Source organism: Alkalicoccus urumqiensis (assembly GCF_002993335.1).
Classification (GTDB): Bacteria; Bacillota; Bacilli; order Bacillales; family Salisediminibacteriaceae; genus Alkalicoccus; species Alkalicoccus urumqiensis.
Map to the genome: position 1 here is coordinate 1 of NZ_PVNS01000004.1, position 22,587 is coordinate 22,587.

Sequence of the window (22,587 nt, forward strand, 5' to 3'; positions counted from 1 at the left end):
CGCTTTCCAAGTAGTAAACTAAGTATAGACGATCATCCGGGAAAAAGGGAGAAAAAAAGACAAAGAAGACTAGAAACGTCCACAAGGACGTTTCTAGTCTTCATCAAGGACTTTTTCAGTGGCCCCGAAATTTCCGGAGGCTTTTTTTGTCTATTAATTGAGCGTCGTCCATCTAACTGCAGGCTGTTCTCTGCCTGCATGTGCAGCCGTACGCTTTCCGGCGGGAGTTCGCAGCTTCCAGAGACAAAGAATGTGTCACCGGAAAATTCTGAGCGTTACTCCCACATTTTCTTTAACGTCTTTATCGTATTTTTCGTGGGATTGTACCGGATCGGCAGATCAAATTTCGTCGTCTGTTTCAAGATACTTTTCCGGTGGGTGAATGTATCGAAACTGTCTTTGCCGTGGTAAGCCCCCATGCCGCTTTCGCCGACGCCGCCGAATGGAAGGTACGGTGTAGTAATATGCATAATCGTATCATTAATACAGCCACCCCCGAAAGAAAGGTTCTGGAGGATAAACGTTTCCATTTCCTCCGACTCTGTAAATAGATACAGTGCAAGCGGATCGGGCCTCTCTCTGACTGTTTCGATGATCTCGTGATCGTATTGATAAGATACAATCGGCAGGATCGGACCGAAAATTTCCTCCTGCATGACCTCATCTTCCAACGTTACATCCATCATAATCGTCGGTTCCACTTTGCGGAAGTCCCGGTCGAATCCGCCACCGTGAATTACTTTGTCCGGGTTGATATAGGACGCAAGCCTGTCCACGTGTGCTTCTGAAATAATTCTCGGGTATGTCCGCTTCCCTCTTGCTTCCGGACCGAAGTATTTTTTTGTGTACTGCACGACCAGTTTCAGAAACTGACGCCGGCACGATTCATGAATAAGTACGTAATCCGGAGCGACACACGTCTGACCAGCATTTAAAAACTTCCCCCATACAATACGCTTGGCAGCCATTTTTAAATTGGCATCTTCTGAGATCACTGCTGGATTTTTACCACCGAGCTCCAGCGTCACAGGCGTGAGCCTTTCTGCTGCTTTCATCATTACTTTCCTGCCGATCCGGCGGCTGCCGGTAAAAAAGATATAATCGAATTTCTGTTCCAGCAGCGCTTCTGCCGCATCCGCCCCGCCTTCCACGACAACGACATACTCTTCTGGAAAGACGGCTGTAATGATCTCACGGATAATCATACTCGTCTGCGGTGTCATCTCCGACGGCTTGATAACCGCTGTGTTTCCGGAGGCAATAGCTCCGATAAGTGGTGTCATCACAAGCTGGAAAGGGTAATTCCAAGGCCCGATTATCAGCACCGTCCCGAAAGGATCCTTATAAACAAAACTTTTGCTTCCAGTATGGGACATTGGTGCTTTCTGCTTCTGCGGGGAAGCCCAGTAATCCATGTTTTTCATCATGTCTTTAAGTTCACTGTAAAAGAAGCCTACTTCTGTCATGTATCCTTCAAATTCACCTTTATTCAAATCGTCACGAACCGCAGCAAGAATGTCTTTTTCCCGCCGCTGTACCTCTTCTTTTAAATGATAAAGCTGCTTTTTTCGAAAACTAATGCTCCGGGTAGCACCGCTGAGAAAATAATCGCGCTGTCTCTGTACCAGTTCCTTCATCAATTCTTCCATCCTGTCACTTCCTCTGCTTCAATACTCTTCTTCTTATCCTAGCATATTCTGCTCTTCTTCTCTCTTTTCAGGAGATAACTGCCATTCTCTTTTCTGCATCCAGCGGAGACGGACTGCAAGAAATGTGGCACAGACAGCCAGTGCCGTAATGAGACCGATCCAGTAGCCGAAAGGACCAAGTTCTGTCCATGTAGCAAGTGCCCATCCAAAAGGCAGACCAATAAGCCAGAATGAAATAAATGCCATAATGAATGGAACATTGACATCTTTGTATCCACGCAGAATACCTTGAATCGGCGTATTTACAGCATCGGATAGCTGAAAAAAGATGGAATAGATTAAAAACGCCTGAATGAGCCCAGCTACGTCCGGATCCGAGGTGTACAAGTACGATACAGGCACACGCAGGGCGTAGATGATGACACACGCGGCAAGCCCCATACCGACAGAAAGAAGCAGCCCGATTTTTGCGTACGAAACGGCATCCTCATGCCGCCTTCCCCCAATTTCATAACCGACGGTGATCGTCAGCGCGAAAGCAAAGCTGAGCGGAACCATATATAAAAGACTCGCAAAGTTGATCGCTGCCTGGTGGGCCGCAATTACCTCTGTAGAAAATACGCTCAATAGAAGCGTCACCGCAGAAAAAATGCTCGTTTCAAAAAAGATCGTCAGCCCAATCGGCAGGCCGAGCAGAAGTATTTCCTTCCACACTCCGACAGCCGGCTTCCGCCATGCATGATACAGCCGGTGGTAGGAAAAGGGACGGTTTTTGTGCGTAATATAGATGCAGAGAAACAGGATGAACCAATATGTAATACTCGTCGCATAGCCTGCACCGATTCCTCCAAGCTCCGGAAAACCTGCGCGGCCAAAGATCAGAACATAGTTAAAGAACGCATTCACCGGAAGCGCTGCAAGCGTAATAATCATCGTCACTCTCGTCTGCCCGAGTGAATCAATGAATCCCCTAATAACAGTATAAACAAATAATGGAATCATCCCTGCAGCCAGACCGATTAAGTAATGAAATGCGACAAACCGTACCTCCGGCTCCAGCTCCATGAGAGACAAAATAGGACTGACCAGGAACGCACCGGCACCGAAAACGACGATCGTTAAAAACACCGCCACATAAATGCCCTGCTGCACATAAAAAGGAACCCCTTCTTTATCTTCAGCACCTAGTTTATGAGACAGAATCGGCGTCAATGCGAGGAGAACTCCTGTAATGCCTGTCAGTACCGGTATCCAGAGAGACGAACCGATAGCGACACCGGCAAGATCTTCCGCCCCGGCTCTTCCTGACATGACCGTATCAATAAAATTCATCGCATACATACCGATCTGCGTAACGAGAATCGGCCACATAATAATGGAGAGCAGTTTTAATTTCTCTCTCCAGCTTTTCGTTGGGTACATCGTTGCTCTCCTTTCAGTCTTGCTGCGTTTACTGCTTCATGATACCATATAAACAAAACGACCGGTCGGTCGGTTTCATTTTTTCTCCTAAAAAACGAGGTGCTTTCATGAAAACGAAAGAAATACTGCTGCACGCTGCGATGGAGCAGTTTTCCGAACATGGGTATAACGGAGCCGGCCTTCAGGCCATTGCTGAACATGCAGGCATTCGAAAATCATCTATTTATCACCACTTCTCCAGTAAAGAGGAATTATTTCTCGGTGTCGTTGAATCGGTATATGAAGCGTATGTCGAAAATCTGCGCTCCCTCGTTTCGCAGGGGCATGGGCCAAGAGAGATTCTGGAGCAGACAGCGCTGTATTTAAAAACGAGCTGGAACGGGCAGTTCTTTTTCCGTTTTATACAATTTCCACCGCCCGAAGCAGAGGAAAGCGTCCACCGGAAGTTCCTGCAGTTCGAAGCAGACTGCACGACGATCTTACAGCCGGTGCTGCAATCCTTTCTGGAAAGGTACGGCGTTTCCGCTGCACAGCTCTCAGATGTTCTCGATGCGTATTATGTACTGCTGGATGGCTGGTGTGTGCAGGCACTGTACTATGGCGAGACGGACAAAAAGCAAAAACAGGATGCGTCATGGAACATGTTTGAAGCCGGCATCAGAGGAGTTGGCGGCAGATGGAACTGATCTGGGAATATTTCGTCGTATTCGTTATGGCCGCCGTGCCCTGGCTGGAGATTTTAATTGTTATTCCTATTGCTGTAGGGATGGGTCTGGACCCTTGGCTGACAGCTGTCGTCTCCTTTGTCGGGAACTTCCTTCCCGTCGCCGGCATCATTTACCTGCTTCAATACATGGAGAAAACAACCTGGTATAAAAAAAGGCAGGAACGTAAAAAACAGAACGCCAAAAAAGACCGCGGTGCACGCGGTCGGAAAGTATTCCAGAAGTATGGCCTCCCGGGCCTTGCTTTACTCGGACCGGCCATCACCGGCATACACCTTGCAGCTGTAATCGCCCTGTCATTCCGTGCCGAAAAACACGCTACCTTCTGGTGGATGGCTGTAAGCCTCGGTATCTGGACGGTCGTTGTTACTATTGGAAGTGTCCTCGGTGTCGGATGGATTACAAGCTGAATATACCAGCAGGGAAAAGAGCTCTCCGGCGCCGGAGAGCTCTTCTTTTTTTTCATATGAAACTGAACCTCAGATGAAAAGCAGCCTGTATGCTGCGCTTACTGACAGTTAACGCACCCGTTTCCACAGGCAGTCCGCCGCCTCACGGTAATACCTGACCGCTAAATCTTTATCCGCTTTTTCCTCCAGACAGTAATCCCCCATTTTCCCCAGATAAAACGCCTGGGAAACCCAGTCTTTCCTTTCTTTGAAGAACGGCAGAACCACAGATTCCATTTCCTGCAGAAACCGGCCATGGGACTGTTCGTCATACATAAGCAGATAATAATGAAAACGACGTTCGTATTTTGTTTCAAATGGAGAAAGCGGACGGACAGCACGCAGTTTTCCAATCGTTTCAAACCCGTGGGCCACCCAGCTCAAAATGTCCTGTGTTGAAGAGATCGCTTCAAATTCCTGCAGAATAGCATGAATGGTCACAAGCCGTTCGCGCCCGCTCCGAAGACGGTAACTCTGTTGAAAACAATGCACTGCATCCATCGACCGGCCCTGCTCGGCATGCATTAACCCCCGCTCCTGCAGTACGTCTGCCTGCAGCCGGACATTTCTCGTCTGGCTGCTTACCGATTCCGCCTTATTCAGCTCGTCTTCTGTAAGGCTGTGTTTTCCGACCAGACGGTATGCTCGGGCAAGCAGAACACGTCCCCTGCCGCTCTGCCGCAGATCATACTGCTGGTCAAACGCCTTGACTGCCCGCTGCAGGTAATCCAGGCTTGCTGAATAATACCCTGTTTCCAGTCCACAGGCACCGGAGAGCATATACAAATCTGTCAGCTCGACACGTGGGATAATCAGCTCTTCTTTACAGCAGAATGCATGCAGAAGATGTTCCCTCGCTTCTTCATACTTCTCTTCATACATTGCCCCGACGGCTCTGCTTTTTGCGGCATAAAACTGCACTTCCTCTGACTCCCCGTCATAAAGCGGCTGCTGCAGGCGCTTTTTCAAATCATGAAAGCGCGTTTCTTCTTCTTTCCACGCCGCCTCTCGGAATTGAAAATACTGGAAAAGCTGCTTCAGCTCCTTCTCTTCTGTAAACTCCACCTGTTCTGCTGCCGACTGCTTCTCACGCTCTGCAGTTTTGTCATCTTCCTGAATAACCGCTTTATGCCAGTTCAGCAGTTTCGTCTTTACTTCCGCAGGATCAATCTCGAGCATTTCCTGTCTGCTCAGATTTAATCTTTCCAGCAGCTGGTCAATGACATCATCTGCCGGTTCAATTTTGTTATTCTCAATTTTACTGTAATAAGAAACCGAACAGATCCCTCTGCATACATCCTCCTGCTTTTTTCTCTGTTTCATCCTGTTATATTTCAGCAATTTTCCCAGCATACCATCGCCCCTGTCCTGCTCCGTCTTTCATCTGCCATCACAAATGCCAGCATTCTCTGCCAGTATCCGGATGATACTATCAATAAAGTAACTAGTTTTATCATACTAATGAAAATGGCGTCATAAAAGGGACGTTTTATTTTCTAACAACTGTTATTAAGTCATTGGGCACAGGACGTATTTCTATTTATTTTATAAAAACCCCATCATATCAACGTTTTGAAAATTATTCCACTTTATCGTTGATGTCTAATTTTGTCGTTTAATTTCTTTTCAAATTGTTATTACATTCGTATTACCCTACATCTTTTTCCATTTCAGCAGCACATCCCACATTTTCGAAACCAATTTTACTTTTTTAGATTTTTTTATAAAAATGACGGTAGTAAATACGTTATCATCTATGAATAGTGGTAGAGAGGAAGATTCTAAGTATGGAGGGTTATCATTATGTTCTCAGCAGCACAGGTAGGTATCGATTTAGGTACCGCAAACCTGCTCGTGTATACAAAAGAAAAAGGCATGGTATTAAACGAACCTTCTGTCGTAGCTCTTGATGTGCAGACACGTCAGGTGCTTGCGGTGGGAGAAGAAGCAAAGCAGATGGTCGGAAAAACTCCCGGCAACATCGTAGCTGTCCGTCCGTTGAAAGATGGCGTCATCGCAGACTATGACGTTACGACGGAACTGATTAAACATTTAATGCAGAAAGCAGCAAAAAAACTCGGCACCTCTCTGCGAAAGCCCAACGTCGTCGTCTGCACCCCTTCAGGCGCTACGTCGGTGGAGCGCCGTGCGATTCAGGATGCTGTTCGTCAGAGCGGCGCCAAAGATGTGCAGTTAATTGAGGAGCCGGTAGCTGCGGCAATCGGAGCGGACCTGCCGGTGGAGGAGCCGGTAGCAAATGTGATCGTGGATATTGGCGGCGGCACAACGGAAGTAGCCATTATCTCTTTTGGAGGCATCGTGTCCAGCCACTCCCTCCGCGTCGGCGGTGACAGGCTTGATGAAGATATCATCCAGTATGTTCGTAAACAGTACCATCTGATGATCGGAGCGAGGACGGCCGAAAATATAAAGATGGAGATCGGCCACGCACTCGTGGAACACCCTGAGAAAAAAATGGAAATCCGTGGCCGTGATCTGGTTTCCGGCCTCCCGCAGACGATCGAAATCTCTTCGCTGGAAATTCAGGGAGCGATCCGCGAAGCGCTGCTTGCAATTCTGGAAACCATCCGTACAACACTGGAAGACTGCCCTCCGGAACTGAGCGGAGACATTGTAGACCGGGGTGTTATCCTTACCGGCGGGGGTGCACTTCTCTCCGGAATGGAAGACTGGCTCTCCACGGAAATTATTGTTCCCGTGCACCTAGCTCCGAATCCGCTTGAATCGGTGGCTGTTGGAACAGGCCGTTCCCTCAGCATGCTGAAACGGCTGCAGAAGGCGCAGTAATTATTTTTTCTGCAGTTCGCTTTTTTACAACAGAACAAGACACAAAAAAGAAGCGGTGCAATGCCCGCTTCTTTTTTGTAGTTTATATCATCAGTCCTGAAGCCATTCCACTTCGCCGGTATCCAGGTGAAACAGCGCGCCGTGGACCGGCACCCGGCGTGTGCTGTTTCGGTACACAGCGGATTCCAGAACGCGCTTTACCTGTGCCGCTGTATTTTCTCTTTCCAGATGTTTCCCATCATTTTCGCCATCCGGAACGGCCGAGCGGATATGTTTTACCCATGGTTCCAGCGCGTCCGGAAATGTATCTCCGCCGGCTGCTGCCTGGACTCCGCCGCACGTCGTATGGCCGAGAATGATAATCTGGTTTACTTTCAATACTTCCAATGCGTAGTAAAGGCCTGCTGTAAAGCTCTCATCCGCCTCGACTGCCTGGTTCGCCACATTGCGGTGAACGAAAAGATCGCCCAGGTCTCTGTTTAAAATGAGGGCCGGGTCTGTTCTTGAATCGCAGCATGAAAGTACGTAGGCATCCGGAGCCTGACCGGCTGCCAGCTCTTCAAAGTACGATCCGCTGCGGCTTTCCCGGAATGAGCGGTTTCCTTCCTGATACATTTCTGCCATAAAAATCGCCTCCCTGCATAAATGTTACTATGTTAGTTTCGCATGGAAAGCCCGGCAAATCAAGGCGAAAGCTACCTTCCGCGGATCAGCCGCAGAACGATGACAACGAGTACAGCAATAAGAATGAGATGGATCAGACCGCCTGCGATATCGATGGCGATCCCGACAATCCATATAAGTAGTAAAATAACAATAATAGTCCACAGCATGCCTTTCACCTCCCTTCCCAGCCTCCTGCTCTCTTATTCTGAAGCACCAGCTGTCAGAAACGGGATGGTCTGATGCATAAGCGACAGCTTGACCGGCGTATACCCTTCTATTTCACCATCTGCGTCCATTTCCTTAGAAGGTGTGGTGACCAGGTTCACAGCGGAAGACCGGTAATGCCGGACGGATTCCGTATGCATAATCGACTGTTCTCCCGCCCGCTGCATCCAGTCACGGAAAAGCTGAAGTCCTGCTTCTTCCACAACCAGAATATCCAGAATACCGTCATCAATCGAGATCTGCGGTGATGGAAATTCCGCTGTTCCGAGAAAACGGCCGTTGCAGACAAGAATCATAACTGCTTCTCCGCGGATTGTTTCGCTGTCCATGGTCAGTTCATACGTAAACGGTTCCTGGCGCCGTATCGACTGCCAGGCGCTTAAAAAGTAGCTCAGTCGTCCTACGGCACCTTTCAGCTGTTCGTTAATGTTTTCTGAAGCATCTGCTATTAATCCGACACCGACAAAATTTGTAAAAGCCTGATCGTTGTACAGGCCGATATCTTTCTTCTCTATCCGGCATTCAGATGCTGCCTGCGCAGCCTGAACCGGCTGCAGAGGGATTCCGAGCATTCTGGCAAAATCATTGCAGGTTCCTGCCGGGAGAATTCCCACGGTCGGAATTGAACGTCTCTGCCGGATTCCATCCATACACGTGTGAACGGTACCGTCTCCTCCAAGAATCCATACGGTATCCATTTCATTCTGTTCATCTGCAAGCCAGGCAATGGCGTCACCGGGCGTATCTTCCGAATGAAAATGAAGCGAATCGGTCAGAGGCTCCAGCGCCTCTTTTACCTGATTCATCATCCGTTCTGTACCGGCAGCACCTGCCTGTTGATTATGGATCACCACACCTTTTCCAAACACACTATTTCCCCCACTTCCCTGAATCCTTCTTTTTCCTTCTATTCCACACAACTACTGGCTTCAATCATGTTCTTTGATTTCCGAAAATCGTTTCCCTCCACTATTTCGTGGTACGATTATGCCTGCAGGCACACGTGTGCCGTTTCTGCGATATAATTATTCCACTTGAATGGAGGCCTGTCCATGCTCTGGCTCCTTGTCCCAGCCTTTGCTGCCGCATTGTTTATTTCTATTCAATGGTTTTACGGAGCCCGTAACATGCCGATGCCGGCGAAAGAGCATTCCGTCCCTGCCCACTCCCCTAAAGTCTCTGTCATTACTGCCGCACGAAATGAAGAAAAAAATATTTATCACAGTGTACAGTCACTCTTAAATCTCCGCTATCCGGATGTGGAAATCATCGTCGTAAACGACCGCTCCACGGATGCCACCGGCCGGCTTCTTCAACAGCTGAAAAACGATCATCCCAACTCCAGCCGGCTGACGGTAAAGACGGTTTCCGAGCTTCCTGAAGGGTGGCTCGGCAAAAATCACGCGCTTCATACAGGAGCCCGGCTGGCGGGCGGTGAATGGCTGCTTTTCACAGATGCCGATGTGCTGATGGAGCCTTCATCGCTTCAAAAAGCTCTCACGTATGCTGAGAAAGAAAAACTTGATCACCTGACACTGACACCGGACAATCCAGGAGGAACCGCTGCCTACCGCATGTTTTATACGTACTGGACCATTCTCGGGCTGTGGAACTTCATTCAGCTCGGCTACGCCGGAATCGGAGCGTTTCAGCTTCTCCGGAAAAACGTATATGACGAGATCGGCGGCCATCAGTCCACCGCTATGGATACCGATGACGATTTGAAGCTTGGAAGAATGATAAAAAACCAGGGATTTCGTCAGCAGCTTGGATTCGGCCGCGGTCTCTTTTCTGTACAGTGGTATGAGTCCCTTCCGGAAATGACTGCGGGACTTGAGAAAAACTTGTTCGCATTTACCGGCTATTCGATCCCACGGGCGCTCGCTGCAACTGCCGCTGTCGGGTGGCTGCATATTCTCCCGTTCTTCTTCTGGCTTTACCCCGGTGCTTCGGCTTGGCTCGGTGCAGCAATCGTGCTGATTTATGCCGGAATGTATATGTACAACCAGCGCCTTTCCGGAGAAAGTGCTTTATTCGCTGTGCTGATGCCGGTATCAGCAGCGTTGTTTTTATACTGCCTGAACCGATCCATGTTTATCACACTCCGCCATAACGGCGTCACCTGGCGCGGCACCCATTATTCATTGAGTGAACTCCGCAGCCACCAGAAGAAAAACAAACGTACGCAAAGAAAGTAGAACGCCGGTGAATATATCTGGTAAACTATGTATAACGATTGGACGGCGGGGGGATAATGATGACAAAACAACATGCCTGGATGCTTCTCAGGCTTATCGTAACAGTGCTTCTTATTGGAATTGTTTCCTATCTGCTAGTGTGGATTTTTAAAATTTCCTATCCATTCTGGATTGCTGCTCTCCTCGTATGGATGTCCTACCCTTTTATACGCTGGATGCGCCGCAGGATCCGTTTTCCAAACACGCTTGCCGTTGTGCTGGCTCTTTTGATCAGCCTGAGCCTTCTCGGCGGCATCATCACCGGTGTCATATTCGGTATTATCATCGGTGTGCGGCGTATCTCCAATTTTGTGCCCGGCTGGATACGAAGCACCTCGGAGAATGCCCAGCGCTTTTTTAATGAACAGATCTTTCCCCTCTGGCAGGAACTCACCGGTGCCGTCGATTCACTCACACCAGAACAGCAGACTACAGTCAATGAATGGATTACCAACCTTGGTTCCAGTGCCGCCGAATCGATTACGGAAAACGGGAGTGGACTGACGGATCTTCTCCGCCAGATCGTCTTTTTTATACCAAGTGCCGTGGTTGTTTTATTTTTCGTTTTTCTCGGTTTCTATTTTATCGGCAAGGAATGGGAAAGAATTTTTTCCTACTTCTATAAACACATACCACCCTTCCTGCTGACGAAATCACGTGAATTTAAGCGGATGTTCCAGTTCCGTGTCCTCGGCTTTATCCGGGCCCAGGTTATTTTAATGATGATTGCATCTGCGATCGTCTTCAGCGGTCTCCTGATTCTTCAGGTGGACAACGCTTTCGTCATCGCCCTCATCGTCGGCGTTGCTGAAATACTTCCATACCTCGGCTCAGGTACGATTTTAATTCCATGGAGTCTATACATGCTTTTAACCGGAAATCTTTACCTCGGGATCGGGCTGGCGGTGCTCTACGGTATTGCAATGTTTGTCCGCCAGGCCATTGAACCAAAAGTCCTTTCCACCAGCATGAATTTAAATGCTCTCGCTGTCCTGATTGCACTGTTCACCGGATTTCAGCTGTTCGGCGTTATCGGCTTATTTACCGGTCCCCTGCTACTTGTCATCATCGTTATTTTAAAGGACATCGGTATCATCGGCATTCTCTGGGAGTTTATTAAAGAAGGGTTTGTGGAAGACCGCTCGGATGACAGTCAGCCTCCGAAGTAAAGTGAGCAGAAATAAGCCCCTTGCCTCTTTTCATCCAGGCAGGGGCTTTCTTAAAAGGAACAGTGTCCTTAAATACAATTGATTATTTACCGCTTCCAGCCGGCGGATCCTCTTCTGCCCCGGCGTCCGGCTGAACAGCCGACTGCAGAGACGTTAGTTGGAATGCTCCAGAAAGAAGTGGCGGATGTCCGGATGGTCTTTTTTTTCTGCAATCCGGTATTCTTCTACCATCGTGAAAACAATACGCAGATCATCTTCTGTCATTCCATCCAGTAAACGAAGAATATCCTGTCTGCTCACATCCATCGGTGTTCCCTCCTTCTGCTGTCTCCTACAGTATTTATACCCGTCCGGCAGCCAGTTTAATCATCACTTCTTTGATTTTTTCACACACTTCCACCAGACTGCAAGTATTCCCGCAGAGAGAAATGCAGAAGATACAACGGCACTGACAGCGATCGATGGGTATTCCACCCATCTTTCCACAGCAATTCCAATAAATGCCCACAAAAATACGAGCGGATAAACAATATTACAGATAAGTCTCTGCACGAGCAGTGCAATCACCGCTGCAGCGGGAAGCGTCACGACGGTCCAGATGACATTGGAGAAAAACAGCCCTTCGGAGAAGCCGGTCATATTAAAGAAAATACCGATGTTTACGATGAATGCGACGGAAACCCAGCCCATGTAAACGGCAAATGGGAACTTTTCCAGAAAGTTACCTTCCTTCACTGCACGGTACTGAAAGATAACGGCTCCCAGAAGCAGTGTCATCGGAAGCAGACTCCACGCAAATTGTTCGTAGTGAAAGCTGAACAGCCAGCTGATATTAAACACACTGGAAGCCACAATCCACGGTCCAGCCTTCGCTGCCATAAGCTGCACGGTGGAGCGTTTCGACAGCAGCCCCCACAGCGTCCAGAGAAATAACGACGTATAAATCAATCCCCAGATGCTGAAAACGTAGCCTGCCGGTGTAAACAGGACATTTACCCGGTCCGATAAATCCCCGGTCGTGTTGCCGTTCAAAGGAAGTGCATTAGCCAGACCATTCATCGCAATGACGACGATAACCACAGCAAAATTAATCCATCTCCACATGATCTATCACCAGCCTCTCTTCTCTACTTGTTCTTTTCCCGGAGAAAGGCTGGTTGAACCTTCGATCTGAATCCTTCGCTGACAAAAATATCAGGCGATCGTTCCACGTTCATTCGGATAAGCAAGGTACGGCTTGTTCCGGAGAATGTTTTTTAAAATTTCTATGACCTCTGCCAAATCCATAAAGCTGGTATACAAAGGCGATGGAGCAAGGCGTATCACGTCCGGCATACGGAAATCCGGAACAACTCCGTGATCCTTTAACGACCGGGAGATTCTTGCCGCGTCCGGATGACAGACTGCGAGATGGCCGCCTCTCCCCTGTTCCGGGGTCACCACCTCAAGCGACGGATCCACTTCCTGCAGTTCCTGGATACCCTTCAGCAGAAACCCGGTCAATTGAAGCGAACGGCTGCGCACAGCGTCTATACCTGCCTCCTGAATGATCTGCAGCGAGCCTTTCAGCGGCGCCAGGCTTAATAGATGCGGAGTTCCCTGCTGGTACGCGGAAGCGTCCGGCGCCGGCTCAAACTGAAGGTCCATGTCAAACTGTACCTCCGGGTTGGAGCCGAACCAGCCTGCAAGTGCCGGCGTCCGGTCTGCATGCTTTTCATGGACAAACAGCCCGCCGCAGGCTCCAGGCCCGCCATTTGCATATTTGTACGTGCACCATACGGCGAAATCGACCCCGCTCTCATGAAGGTCGTGGGGCATGGCCCCGAATGAATGGGCGAGATCCCATCCAATAACCGCACCATGATTATGGGCGCAGTCTGTAATCTGCTTCCACGGCAGCAGCTGCCCGCTCCGGTAGAGAACGGTCGGCAGCAGGACGAGCGCTGTTTCTTCGTCTATAGCTGATTCAATCTGCGCCATTTCCAGCAGCCGGCCGTCTGCAGACGGGATCATGACTAAATCATCTTCTGACGCGCCGTGGAGAAGGAGCTGGCTTTTCACTGCATAGGCATCGGTAGGAAAAGCGAGTTCGTCCATGACGATTTTCCGCCGCTTTCCGGATGGGCGGTAAAACGTTGTCAGCAGCTGATGCAGGTTGGATGTGATCGATCCGGTGACCGCAGTTTCGTGAAACGATGCACCGATCAGCTCTGCGCTCATTTTCCGCAGGTCGTGCGTATACGTAAACCAGGGAGACTCCCCTTTCTCCCACCCATCGATACCGAACCTCTTCCAGCTGTCCAGTACATTGTGGACTGCGCTTTCTGCCTGTCTGCTCATCAATCCCAGCGAATTGCCGTCCAGATAGTAGGGCTTTTCCTCTGGAAAATAAAATTCAGATTTCACGTGCTTGAGCGGATCTTCTAAATCCAGCTGCTGGGCTATTTCGTATAATTCGTTCATCCGGCACCTCTCCTTACTGCTGTTCTGCTTCTTCTACTTTGACAGACAGTTCCTCCCACCGCTCCATCTTCTGTTCCAGAGCGTCTTCTGTTTCCTGCTTCTCCTGGAATAGGTCCCGGGCGCGGTCAAAGTCTGCTCCCGCTTCATTTATCCCCGCTTCCAGTGATTCCAGTTTTTCTTCAAGGGATGTAATGTCCTCTTCAATCGTTTTCCATTCCTGCTGTTCATGGTAGGAGAGCTTCTTCTTTTTCGGTCTGGCTGCAGGCCGCTCAGCAGCAGGCTTTTTCTCCTGGCGCGCAGCTTCTTTTTCCTGTTCGAGCCACTCACTGTAACTGCCGTAAAACGTTTCTGCTTCTACGGTGCCGTTTCTCAGCACAAGAAGTTTTTCCATCGTCCGGTCCAGGAAATACCGGTCGTGGGAGACGGTAATAACGACGCCTGGAAACTGATCCAGATAATCCTCCAGTACCGTGAGTGTTTCGGTATCAAGGTCGTTGGTCGGCTCATCGAGAAGAAGCACGTTCGGCTCCTCCATTAATACTTTCAGAAGATACAGCCGCCTTTTTTCCCCTCCCGACAGACGTTTAATATGCGTGAATTGATGTGCCCGCGAGAACATAAACCGCTCCAGCATCTGCTCTGCAGTAATCCAGTTTCCATCGATCGTCTGAACAGCCTCAGCGGTTTCTTTAATGTAGTCAATCATCCGGAGAGATCCATCCAGCGGCTCGTGCTCCTGCCGGTAGTAACCGATGCGCACCGTTTCTCCGAATTCGACGCGGCCGGAAGAAGGCTTTTCTCTGCCTGCAATAACTTCAAGGAGCGTCGTTTTCCCTGCACCGTTCGGGCCGATAATACCGAGTCTCTCCCCCCGGTTGATCAGGTAGGATAAGTGGTCGACAAGCGCTTCACTTCCCCGCGCAACACCGACGTTATCCAGTTCAATGACGTTTTTCCCGAGCCGTCTGGAGCCGACAGCAAAATCAAGCTCCTGCTTTTCCGTCGGTCCTTCTTCTTCCTGAAGCGCTTCGACACGCTGTTTCCGTGCTTTCTGCTTTGTAGAGCGCGCTTTGGCCCCTCGCTTCAGCCAGGCCATTTCCCGGCGCAGCAGATTCTGGCGCTTCGCCTCCTGCTCGGAAGCCATCCGCTCCCGCTCTGCTTTTTTCTCCAAATACGTTTCATAATTTCCTTCATACATGGAAATCGTTCCTTCATGCAGCTCCATCATTCGGTTCGTCACGCGCTGCAGGAAATAGCGGTCGTGCGTGATAATCATAAGTGCTCCGCTGTACTGATTTAAATACGTCTCCAGCCACTCGATCGTCTGGTTGTCCAGATGGTTCGTCGGCTCATCGAGAAGCAGCAGGTCGGCAGGCTGGATCAGCGCTTTCGCCAGAGCTGTCCTCCGTCGCTGACCGCCGGACAGTTCCCCCATCGGTTTGGAAAACGTCGTAATGCCCAGCTTCGTTAAAATCGTTTTTGCCTGAGTGCCTGCTTCCCAAGCATTTTCCTTTTCCATCAGCGACTGGGCGCGTTCAAATGCAGCCTGATTTTCCGCGCTGTCCGCCTTCTGAAGCTTTTCCAGCGCTTCTTCGTAGGTCCTTATCGCTTTCATTACCGGAGCATCGCCGTAGAAGACCGTTTCCAGAACGGTGGCATTCTCGTCCACTTCCGGATCCTGGGCGACAAACTCTACGCGGAATTCATTGGCATGAATAAGCTCCCCCTGATCCGGCGCCTCGACTCCCGAAAGTGCACGGAGCAGCGACGATTTCCCGGTGCCGTTCACACCGATAATACCGATACGCTCTCCTGCTTCGATCGTAAACGAAATGCGGTCAAATAACGTTTTATCTCCAAATGTTTTCACTAAATTTTCTACTCGCAGTAAACTCATTCCAATCATCCTTCCATGTCTTTATTCTATCGGATTTTTGTTCGGAATGAAAAGCCGCCGTCTGCCGGGTCTTTGTATGTGATACGATAAATACGTCTTCCGTGCATGGAAAATGATCGAAACATTTTCCCGGGACTTTCGTAAAAGAACTATAGATAGAATAAGAGGGGGCTTTTGTATGCTTGTACTATTACTTACTGCAGCGGCCGGTGCGCTGCTGTTTCTTCCGCTTCATCCTGCCTGGTGGAAGCGGAATGAATTCCGGATTTGGATTCCGCTGCGGGTCGCACTGGGCTTTGGTTATGGTCTATTTTTATTTTATCTCGGACTGCTGGACATCACATGGACACTTCTCGTATCCGCCTATCTACCAGTCGTCGCGATTTTTCTCATTATTGATTTCTCGCTCGTCTACATGCTCGTCCGTTCCTTTAAACGGCGTCAGGCGGCGGTCGGTGCAGGAGTGGGGATCGCACTGCTTGCAGCTTTCTTCGGCTTCGTGCTGCTCCAGCCCCTTTTTCTCGCCGATACCAAATTCAATATGGCGGACGGAGAGGAAGTCACTGTAGACGACCTCAGTCCGGTAAACGAACAGAACATTCCTGTCGTACCTAGGGATTATGCAGAATACCGGTCGGATATTGTCATGGGGCAGCTTGAAAACCCGGCCTTTTACACACTGGGTAACACGCGGATTCAGCGTATTGACGAAGAACTCTTCTGGGTGACACCGATCGAATACGACGGATTTTTCCGCTGGTTCCGTGCGGATTCAACTCCCGGCTACATACGTGTGAGTGCGGAAAACCACCGCGCCGATCCGGAACTTGTGGAGTCGGAGCTCTCGTATGTGCCTTCGGCATTCTTTCACGAAAATCTGGAGAGGCATGTACGGCTCGCCTATCCGGACGTTGTCATGCTGGACACGACATTTGAAGTGGACAGCGAAGGTAACCCTTACTACCTCGTCAACTACGGACACTTTACGGAGTTCCGCCGGGTTCCGGATGTCGGAGGCGTGATTGCTGTGGACCCGGCTACAGGCGAAATGGAACAGTACTCGGCAGAAGAGGCCCCTGAATGGGTGAACCGGGTGTATCCACCGTCCATTGCTGCAGAGCGCAATGACTGGTTTGGTATTTACAAACAGGGACTGATTAACCGGTATTTCGGCCGGGAAGGATTAACACAGCCGACGCAGTGGGGCTCGATTGATAACGTAACCGGCGTCGTTGATGAAAATCTGCAGCTCAGCTGGTTTACTGACCACATGCGCCTGCAGAATGAAGGGGAGGAAGCGTCACGCTCCATGGTCGGTTTTACCATGTTTGATGCACGCACTGGAGAACTTCGCTACTTCCGGGATGCCAGCGGTTCACTGAACGGCAGAACGGCAATGAACCTGGCCGAGCGTACGTTCAGAAGAGATGATTATGTAGCTGGCACACCTTCCCTCTATAACATCTACGGAGACTATACGTGGGTAGTGCCGCTGATGGATAGAAACTCCGTCCTCCGTCAGATCATGCTCGTCAGTGCTTCAGATGAGAATATTTACGGCTATGGCGAATCAAAGCAGGAAGCGTTCAACGCGTATCAGCTGGAACTTGCTTCAGAAACGGATGGGAATGTCGATCCAGGTGAATTTACCGACATGCAGGAAATCGATGCTGTCGTGGAAAGAGTCTATCACTGGGACCGGGAAGATAATGTCACCGTCCGTCTCTGGCTCGAAGGAGAAAACCGTATCTTTACAATCAATGCGGCATCCAACCCGACTGCGGTCTTCATTGAGCCCGGCGACACGATCCAGCTGTCTTTCCTGGAAAACAATGAAACGATTCAGCCGATCGAAGAAATGGAATTCGATCCTGCTCAGGAGAGAGGCAGCACCGGAACAGAAAACGATACAGACGAATAATCAGAACACCCGCAGTGAAACACCACCGCAGCTTCCGCCGCGGTGGTGTTGTTCTTTGTCCGGAGACAATACACGGTTAAAGTTCAAGCAGTGCTTCAATCTCTTCTCTGCCAAGCGAATTAAGCATTGTTTCGCCGGGCTGGACGACACGGTCCAGAAGGTCCCGCTTCTGTTCCTGCATCTGATGAATTTTTTCTTCAATGGTACCTGCAGTAACCATTTTCGTTACTGTCACAACCCGCTTCTGACCGTACCGGTACACACGGTCCGCCGCCTGATCCTCGACAGCAGGGTTCCACCAGGAATCAAATAGAATGACCGTATCGCCGCCGGTTAAGTTAAGTCCTGTACCTCCGGCCTTTAAAGAAACGAGAAACAATTCTTTTTCTCCATGATTGAAAGCATCAGCCATCACGACCCGGTCTTTGGAAGGGGTGTTTCCATCGAGGTAAAAATAGTTCCGCTTTTCTTCATCCAGACGGCTGCGGATAATCGACAGCATTTTCGTAAACTGACTGAAAATGACGATCCGGTGGTTATCCTCAAGCAGTGTATGAATATAATCCATCAGCCGCTCCAGCTTTTCGGAACCGCCGCTGTAGTCTTCGATAAACATCCCCGGATGACAGCAGATCTGCCGGAGCCGCGTCAGGCCGGCCAGAATCTGCATCCGCTGCTCCTGCCAGGCATTCCGGGCAATTGCATCCTTCGCTTCCGTCTGAAGCAGCTTCAGCTGACCCATATACAACGTCTTCTGGTCTCTCGTCAAATCCGTATATTCGACCGCCTCCAGTTTGTCCGGAAGTTCTTTTAATACATCCACTTTCCGCCGCCGCATAACAAACGGGCGGATCCTTGATTTGATCTTTTCTTCCTTCCACCGCGAAAACGCCTTTTTACCAGGCAGAAGTCCGGGAAGAGCAATGGAAAAAATGGAGTACAGTTCTTCCAGCGAATTTTCGATCGGCGTACCGCTTAATGCAAACGTCACGCCGCTGTTCATCTTCCTGACTGCCGCGGCTGTTTTTGTCTGGGCGTTTTTTACATTCTGCGCCTCATCCAGAATCAGGGCCCCGAACTGCTGTCCGGCGTATATTTCCTCATCCCGGCGCATCGATGGATACGATGTGATAAATATATCCGCATCCGGATGATCACTGCGCTGCTTTTCCCGTTCCGCGCGGCTTCCTGAAACGACAACCGCCTGAAGAGAAGGAGCAAACTTTTCGACTTCACGCATCCAGTTGTACACGACACTCGCCGGACAGAGGATGAGTGCCGGGGCATACTGCTCTCCCCGTTCCTTTCTGCCGGCTAGAAAGGTAATCGTCTGCAGCGTTTTCCCGAGTCCCATATCATCTGCGAGAATACCGCCCATACCGTAATACGCGAGCGATGTCATCCACTGGTATCCTTTCTTCTGGTAATCACGCAGGTCAGCATCCACCATGTCCGGCAGGGCAAAATCGAGTTCCTCCGGCTCCAGAAGACGCGTAAACAGCTGTCTGAGCTCTCTGCTGTGCTTCAGCCGCACATGCTCCATCTCATCCAGCTCGAACGCCTGATAAAGCGGAGCCGTCATGACGGCCCCCTCCCCTTTATTTTTCCCCCATTGATCCGCGAGGCTCCGGATCCCGTCAAAGACAGAAGAGGTAAGCGGCAGATATGCTCCGTCTTCCAGCTGGATATATTCCTCTTTCTTCATCAGTGCCTCGAGCACCGCTTCCACATCTCTCTCTGAAATTCCCTCGATGGAAAACGACATTTCCATCCAGCCGGATGCTTCCGCGAGCTCCACGTTGATATCCGGCTCTTCTTCTACGTGGTGCACCATGGCCAGCAGGTCGTCTGGCGCAAATACGTCAAACGCTCTGCTGAGGTAAGGCAGCCATGAATGGACAAACTGCAGAATATCCCGGAAGGAATCCAGAAAAAGCTCGCTTCCATTAAATTTAAACGGCGCCGTTTCAATCAGATGAACGAGCCGGTATTCTTCTTTTACATCCCGGACCAGAACAGTATCATCTTCTCCGGCAGTTTCGACAAAAGGGTTGATCTTCTTTTCCCCGTAGCGGAAATTCACCTCTGCCGTCATCCGGTCTTTCCCTGGATAGGTTAAATGGAGTTCCGGCCGGAGCGGTTCCATTGTGATTTTCTCTTCCAGTCCTTCTTCGACGTGAACGGTGCCGATTTCGTTCAGCTGTGGGAATAGGACCGATGCCATCCGGCCGAGCGCTGCCTGGTCGAAGCGCATCACCCTCCCGCGGGCCCCGGCAAAGGCATCATAAAGCGAATCCACAATTCGGTGTTTGTCGTCAGAAAGTGTATAGGCTTCCGCATCGAGTACGAGAATCGGCAGTTTCTCTCCGAAATAATACACGTCCTCAAATTCAGCCCAGTCGAGCGTCAGAACATTGTCCTCCAGCCGGACAAAAAACTGAAACGGCTTTTCCATCTCCCTGAGCACAAACGGCGTCCCATCTTCAAAGTATACCCGGAGATGCTCCATTTCCTTCAGGTAGGCCGGGGCTTCCGAAGGCGGCAGTTCAATATACCGAGTGTCTTTCCTCTGATAGCGCAGGTAATCCGGCTGATACATCTGCTGTGTTTCCATCAGCCTGTAAAGCTTATGAAGCATGGCTTCTGTGTCCGGGTCAATCGTATATTCGCCGGGATAATAAGTGAATTTATCCGTGAACCGGTAGCTCTCTTTTTCTCTGACGGCCCGCAGGAATTCATGCATGTTTTTTACGATATACATCCGGTCCCTGCCAGCCTTCATCTCCAGCTGGACAGAACCTGCCGACCAGGAATACGATGCGGGAAGCAGACGGATATAAAATTCCACAATCATTTGTCCGGCCGGCTCGTCCTCTTCGTTTTCTTCGGGAAGATACAGAGATTCAATTTTATGCAGAAACTGCTGCATCATCCGCTGCTCCCCGGGCAGCAGGCCGACGGGCTCCATATCAAAATCCATGCCGCGCTGCTCAAGCCAGGAGCGGAAATCTTTACGACTGAGTTCCAGAAGCGCTGCGAGTGCGTGCGAGCATGGAAGTGTTCCTCTCTCACACGTACAGGAGAGCGGCTCGATACGTCCTTTCACGTCGATTTGAAAACGAACACGGAATTTTGTCTGGTAGCGGACGACGTAAACGAGAAGCTGCTTATTTTTATGATCCCAGAAAATGTCCCGCACACTTCCTTCTGACTGATACACGCGTGCAACAGAAAGGGCTGAAGGATTTTCAATGTGTTGAACGAGTTGTTCTTCTGTTAATTGATCAATTCGAAACATGCGGAGCCCTCCTGAATTTTGACTACTCTTCATCATATCAAATTTTTCTTTCTCCGGCACTTCCTGCTCCTTGTATCCTTTAGAAAAAGAAAGCGCATATCCGTTCTTAAGGAAAAAGAATAACAAACCGGACTGCCTGCTGCCTTCCCGGCAGGAAGCGGGATCTTATTTTCAACATGAAAAAGAGGCCCTGCCCGGAGCCTCCGCTGATTTCTTAATTTTATGCTTTTCCGCCTGATACAGCACCGCTGTCCCCGCTCTTTAACATGCGGGAGGAAGCCACTGTATTTCTTCCCATCGCTTTTGCTTTGTACAGAGCCTGATCGGTATTATCGACGAGTTCATCAATGGTGCCAGCATCCAGCGAACTGCTTACGCCGAAGCTCGCTGTCAGGCACGGACCCGCTGCTCCTTGATGATGCGGGATGCAGAGCTGCTGAAGCTCTGTTCGAAGCTGCTCTGCTAATGCAGCCCCCTCTTCCTCCACTCCATTCATTAATACAGCGAATTCCTCGCCGCCGTACCGGAACAGTGTGCCGCTGGACTGCATAATATTTTCGAGCGTCTGCGCCGTCATTTTTAAGGCGTCGTCCCCTGCCTGATGACCAAAGTGATCGTTGTACGGTTTAAAGTAATCCAGATCAAACAAAATGAGACTGAACGCTTCTTCTGTTTCCCAGTATTTCTGCAGCTGGACATCAAACAGCCGTCTGTTGGCTACACCTGTAAGACCGTCGCGCTCAGAGAGGCGCTTCAGTTTTTTATTGACTCGGCGGAGTTTCTCTTCCGTCCGGACGGTCGATGTTAAATCCGTAATCGCGCAGAGCACTGCATTGATTCCGCCATGTTCATCAGTAAGCGGAGCGGCATTGATGGAAACGATCCTTCGGCCTCCCTGCTCATCGGCCAGCACATGTGTGACATCTTCGACCGGCTCCTCTGTTTCCATGACCCTGCTGAACGGAAGCTCTTTTTCCGGAATAGCATTCCCATCGATCGATGTGATGGAAAAGCCGGGATCGTTATACTTCATCGAAGCGAGGGCGGATTTATGGATGCCTAATATCTGCTCGGCCATTTTATTTGCAAAAACGATATTCCCTTCCTCATCAAGAAGGGTGATACCAGCCGGAACGGTCTCGATGATTTTAGCAAGATACTGCTGCGTTTCCATTGTCGACCGCTCGTACTGCTTTCTTTCGGTAATATCCTGAATCTGCCCGATAAAATACTGCGGCAGGCCTGCTTCGTCTTTTACCATTGTGACATTTAGAAGCGTCCAGAGAATCGCTCCATTTTTTTTAATATACCGCTTCTCCATCTGGTAAAAGTGTATTTCACCGCGGATTAAACTTTCCAGATTTTCTCGGTCATGTTTGTTATCTTCCGGGTGGGAAAAGACGTCGAACGGATTCTTTTCGAGATCTTCTTTTGTATAGCCGAGCATCTGCTGCAGTGCTGGATTCGACATAAGTACGTACCCTTCCGTATTCACAAGTGCCACTCCGACAGCTGAATAATAAAAAGCCTGCTCAAACAGCAGCCGGCCATCTTCACTGGATAGCATACCACCCCTCCTTTCCTTCTAAGTACCTTTCCCATATGCACATCTTTCTAACCAGAAAAATGCACACAAAGGTATATAAGTCCTATACATT

At 49.8% G+C, this 22,587-nt stretch carries 18 protein-coding genes; 6 read left to right on the plus strand and 12 right to left on the minus strand.

What is annotated here, in order from left to right; genetic code table 11:
• Positions 1–275: 275 nt before the first annotated feature.
• Positions 276–1,637, minus strand: coding sequence for an aldehyde dehydrogenase (locus C6I21_RS04755; protein WP_181186098.1), 1,362 nt, complete (start codon positions 1,635–1,637; stop codon positions 276–278).
• Between the two features lie 45 nt (positions 1,638–1,682).
• A complete protein-coding gene (locus C6I21_RS04760; protein WP_105958310.1) occupies positions 1,683–3,071 on the minus strand; it encodes an MATE family efflux transporter in 1,389 nt (462 codons plus the stop codon).
• A 107-nt stretch (positions 3,072–3,178) separates the two neighbouring features.
• Here C6I21_RS04760 and C6I21_RS04765 point away from each other — a divergent pair, with 107 nt between their 5' ends.
• The gene (locus C6I21_RS04765; protein WP_181186099.1) at positions 3,179–3,757 is read left to right on the plus strand and encodes a TetR/AcrR family transcriptional regulator; all 579 of its coding nucleotides are present in this window, start codon (positions 3,179–3,181) and stop codon (positions 3,755–3,757) included.
• The gene (locus tag C6I21_RS04770) at positions 3,748–4,206 is read left to right on the plus strand and encodes a small multi-drug export protein (protein ID WP_105958312.1); all 459 of its coding nucleotides are present in this window, start codon (positions 3,748–3,750) and stop codon (positions 4,204–4,206) included. Before C6I21_RS04765 ends, C6I21_RS04770 begins: the two co-directional genes overlap by 10 nt.
• A 108-nt stretch (positions 4,207–4,314) precedes the next feature.
• Here the strand turns inward: C6I21_RS04770 and C6I21_RS04775 are convergent, their stop codons facing one another.
• Positions 4,315–5,598, minus strand: a complete 1,284-nt coding sequence (locus tag C6I21_RS04775; protein ID WP_105958313.1) for a helix-turn-helix domain-containing protein — start codon at positions 5,596–5,598, stop codon at positions 4,315–4,317.
• Between the two features lie 450 nt (positions 5,599–6,048).
• Here C6I21_RS04775 and mreBH point away from each other — a divergent pair, with 450 nt between their 5' ends.
• A complete protein-coding gene (gene mreBH, locus C6I21_RS04780) occupies positions 6,049–7,053 on the plus strand; it encodes a rod-share determining protein MreBH (protein WP_105958314.1) in 1,005 nt (334 codons plus the stop codon).
• A 90-nt stretch (positions 7,054–7,143) separates the two neighbouring features.
• Here mreBH and C6I21_RS04785 read toward each other — a convergent pair whose 3' ends face one another.
• The 3 genes from C6I21_RS04785 to C6I21_RS04795 all read right to left on the minus strand — a co-directional run bounded on the left by C6I21_RS04785 (position 7,144) and on the right by C6I21_RS04795 (position 8,813).
• Positions 7,144–7,677, minus strand: coding sequence for a carbonic anhydrase (locus C6I21_RS04785; RefSeq protein ID WP_105958315.1), 534 nt, complete (start codon positions 7,675–7,677; stop codon positions 7,144–7,146).
• A gap of 71 nt (positions 7,678–7,748) precedes the next feature.
• Positions 7,749–7,886 (minus strand): lmo0937 family membrane protein, encoded by a 138-nt coding sequence (locus tag C6I21_RS04790; RefSeq protein WP_105958562.1) that lies wholly within the window; start codon positions 7,884–7,886, stop codon positions 7,749–7,751.
• A gap of 33 nt (positions 7,887–7,919) precedes the next feature.
• Positions 7,920–8,813 carry a diacylglycerol/lipid kinase family protein gene (locus tag C6I21_RS04795; protein ID WP_181186101.1) on the minus strand — a complete coding sequence of 298 codons (894 nt, stop codon included), beginning with the start codon at positions 8,811–8,813 and terminating at the stop codon, positions 7,920–7,922.
• Between the two features lie 183 nt (positions 8,814–8,996).
• Here C6I21_RS04795 and C6I21_RS04800 point away from each other — a divergent pair, with 183 nt between their 5' ends.
• Positions 8,997–10,142 carry a glycosyltransferase family 2 protein gene (locus C6I21_RS04800; protein ID WP_105958317.1) on the plus strand — a complete coding sequence of 382 codons (1,146 nt, stop codon included), beginning with the start codon at positions 8,997–8,999 and terminating at the stop codon, positions 10,140–10,142.
• A 56-nt stretch (positions 10,143–10,198) separates the two neighbouring features.
• The gene (gene ytvI / locus C6I21_RS04805; protein ID WP_245411542.1) at positions 10,199–11,350 is read left to right on the plus strand and encodes a sporulation integral membrane protein YtvI; all 1,152 of its coding nucleotides are present in this window, start codon (positions 10,199–10,201) and stop codon (positions 11,348–11,350) included.
• Between the two features lie 153 nt (positions 11,351–11,503).
• Here the strand turns inward: ytvI and C6I21_RS16380 are convergent, their stop codons facing one another.
• From C6I21_RS16380 to C6I21_RS04820, 4 genes are all read right to left on the minus strand, one after another.
• Entirely contained in the window at positions 11,504–11,656 is a 153-nt protein-coding gene (locus C6I21_RS16380; protein WP_181186102.1) for a hypothetical protein, read from the minus strand.
• 63 nt (positions 11,657–11,719) lie between these two features.
• Positions 11,720–12,454: a tryptophan-rich sensory protein gene (locus C6I21_RS04810; protein WP_105958319.1), complete on the minus strand. Its 735-nt coding sequence runs from the start codon at positions 12,452–12,454 to the stop codon at positions 11,720–11,722.
• Between the two features lie 90 nt (positions 12,455–12,544).
• Positions 12,545–13,813, minus strand: coding sequence for a kynureninase (kynU, locus tag C6I21_RS04815; RefSeq protein WP_105958320.1), 1,269 nt, complete (start codon positions 13,811–13,813; stop codon positions 12,545–12,547).
• A gap of 13 nt (positions 13,814–13,826) precedes the next feature.
• Positions 13,827–15,710 carry an ABC-F family ATP-binding cassette domain-containing protein gene (locus C6I21_RS04820; RefSeq protein ID WP_105958321.1) on the minus strand — a complete coding sequence of 628 codons (1,884 nt, stop codon included), beginning with the start codon at positions 15,708–15,710 and terminating at the stop codon, positions 13,827–13,829.
• 178 nt (positions 15,711–15,888) lie between these two features.
• On the opposite strand from C6I21_RS04820, the gene C6I21_RS04825 reads away from it, so the two are divergent.
• Positions 15,889–17,631, plus strand: coding sequence for a hypothetical protein (locus C6I21_RS04825; protein ID WP_105958322.1), 1,743 nt, complete (start codon positions 15,889–15,891; stop codon positions 17,629–17,631).
• Between the two features lie 76 nt (positions 17,632–17,707).
• Here C6I21_RS04825 and C6I21_RS04830 read toward each other — a convergent pair whose 3' ends face one another.
• Complete coding sequence (locus C6I21_RS04830; RefSeq protein WP_181186103.1) at positions 17,708–20,929, minus strand: DEAD/DEAH box helicase; 3,222 nt, start codon at positions 20,927–20,929, stop codon at positions 17,708–17,710.
• Between the two features lie 220 nt (positions 20,930–21,149).
• On the minus strand, positions 21,150–22,496 hold the full coding sequence (locus tag C6I21_RS04835) for a sensor domain-containing diguanylate cyclase (protein ID WP_105958324.1): 1,347 nt from the start codon (positions 22,494–22,496) through the stop codon (positions 21,150–21,152).
• Positions 22,497–22,587 lie beyond the last annotated feature (91 nt).

Bases quoted from the DNA above. Each gene is read 5' to 3' on its own strand.
- C6I21_RS04760 (WP_105958310.1), bottom strand. From the start codon at position 3,071: ATGTACCCAACGAAAAGCTGGAGAGAGAAATTAAAACTGCTCTCCATT.
- C6I21_RS04810 (WP_105958319.1), bottom strand. From the start codon at position 12,454: ATGTGGAGATGGATTAATTTTGCTGTGGTTATCGTCGTCATTGCGATG.
- C6I21_RS04765 (WP_181186099.1), top strand. From the start codon at position 3,179: ATGAAAACGAAAGAAATACTGCTGCACGCTGCGATGGAGCAGTTTTCC.
- C6I21_RS04790 (WP_105958562.1), bottom strand. From the start codon at position 7,886: ATGCTGTGGACTATTATTGTTATTTTACTACTTATATGGATTGTCGGG.
- ytvI (WP_245411542.1), top strand. From the start codon at position 10,199: ATGATGACAAAACAACATGCCTGGATGCTTCTCAGGCTTATCGTAACA.
- C6I21_RS04800 (WP_105958317.1), top strand. From the start codon at position 8,997: ATGCTCTGGCTCCTTGTCCCAGCCTTTGCTGCCGCATTGTTTATTTCT.
- C6I21_RS16380 (WP_181186102.1), bottom strand. From the start codon at position 11,656: ATGGATGTGAGCAGACAGGATATTCTTCGTTTACTGGATGGAATGACA.
- C6I21_RS04830 (WP_181186103.1), bottom strand. From the start codon at position 20,929: ATGTTTCGAATTGATCAATTAACAGAAGAACAACTCGTTCAACACATT.
- C6I21_RS04775 (WP_105958313.1), bottom strand. From the start codon at position 5,598: ATGCTGGGAAAATTGCTGAAATATAACAGGATGAAACAGAGAAAAAAG.
- kynU (WP_105958320.1), bottom strand. From the start codon at position 13,813: ATGAACGAATTATACGAAATAGCCCAGCAGCTGGATTTAGAAGATCCG.
- C6I21_RS04835 (WP_105958324.1), bottom strand. From the start codon at position 22,496: ATGCTATCCAGTGAAGATGGCCGGCTGCTGTTTGAGCAGGCTTTTTAT.
- mreBH (WP_105958314.1), top strand. From the start codon at position 6,049: ATGTTCTCAGCAGCACAGGTAGGTATCGATTTAGGTACCGCAAACCTG.
- C6I21_RS04785 (WP_105958315.1), bottom strand. From the start codon at position 7,677: ATGGCAGAAATGTATCAGGAAGGAAACCGCTCATTCCGGGAAAGCCGC.
- C6I21_RS04770 (WP_105958312.1), top strand. From the start codon at position 3,748: ATGGAACTGATCTGGGAATATTTCGTCGTATTCGTTATGGCCGCCGTG.
- C6I21_RS04755 (WP_181186098.1), bottom strand. From the start codon at position 1,637: ATGAAGGAACTGGTACAGAGACAGCGCGATTATTTTCTCAGCGGTGCT.
- C6I21_RS04825 (WP_105958322.1), top strand. From the start codon at position 15,889: ATGCTTGTACTATTACTTACTGCAGCGGCCGGTGCGCTGCTGTTTCTT.
- C6I21_RS04820 (WP_105958321.1), bottom strand. From the start codon at position 15,710: ATGAGTTTACTGCGAGTAGAAAATTTAGTGAAAACATTTGGAGATAAA.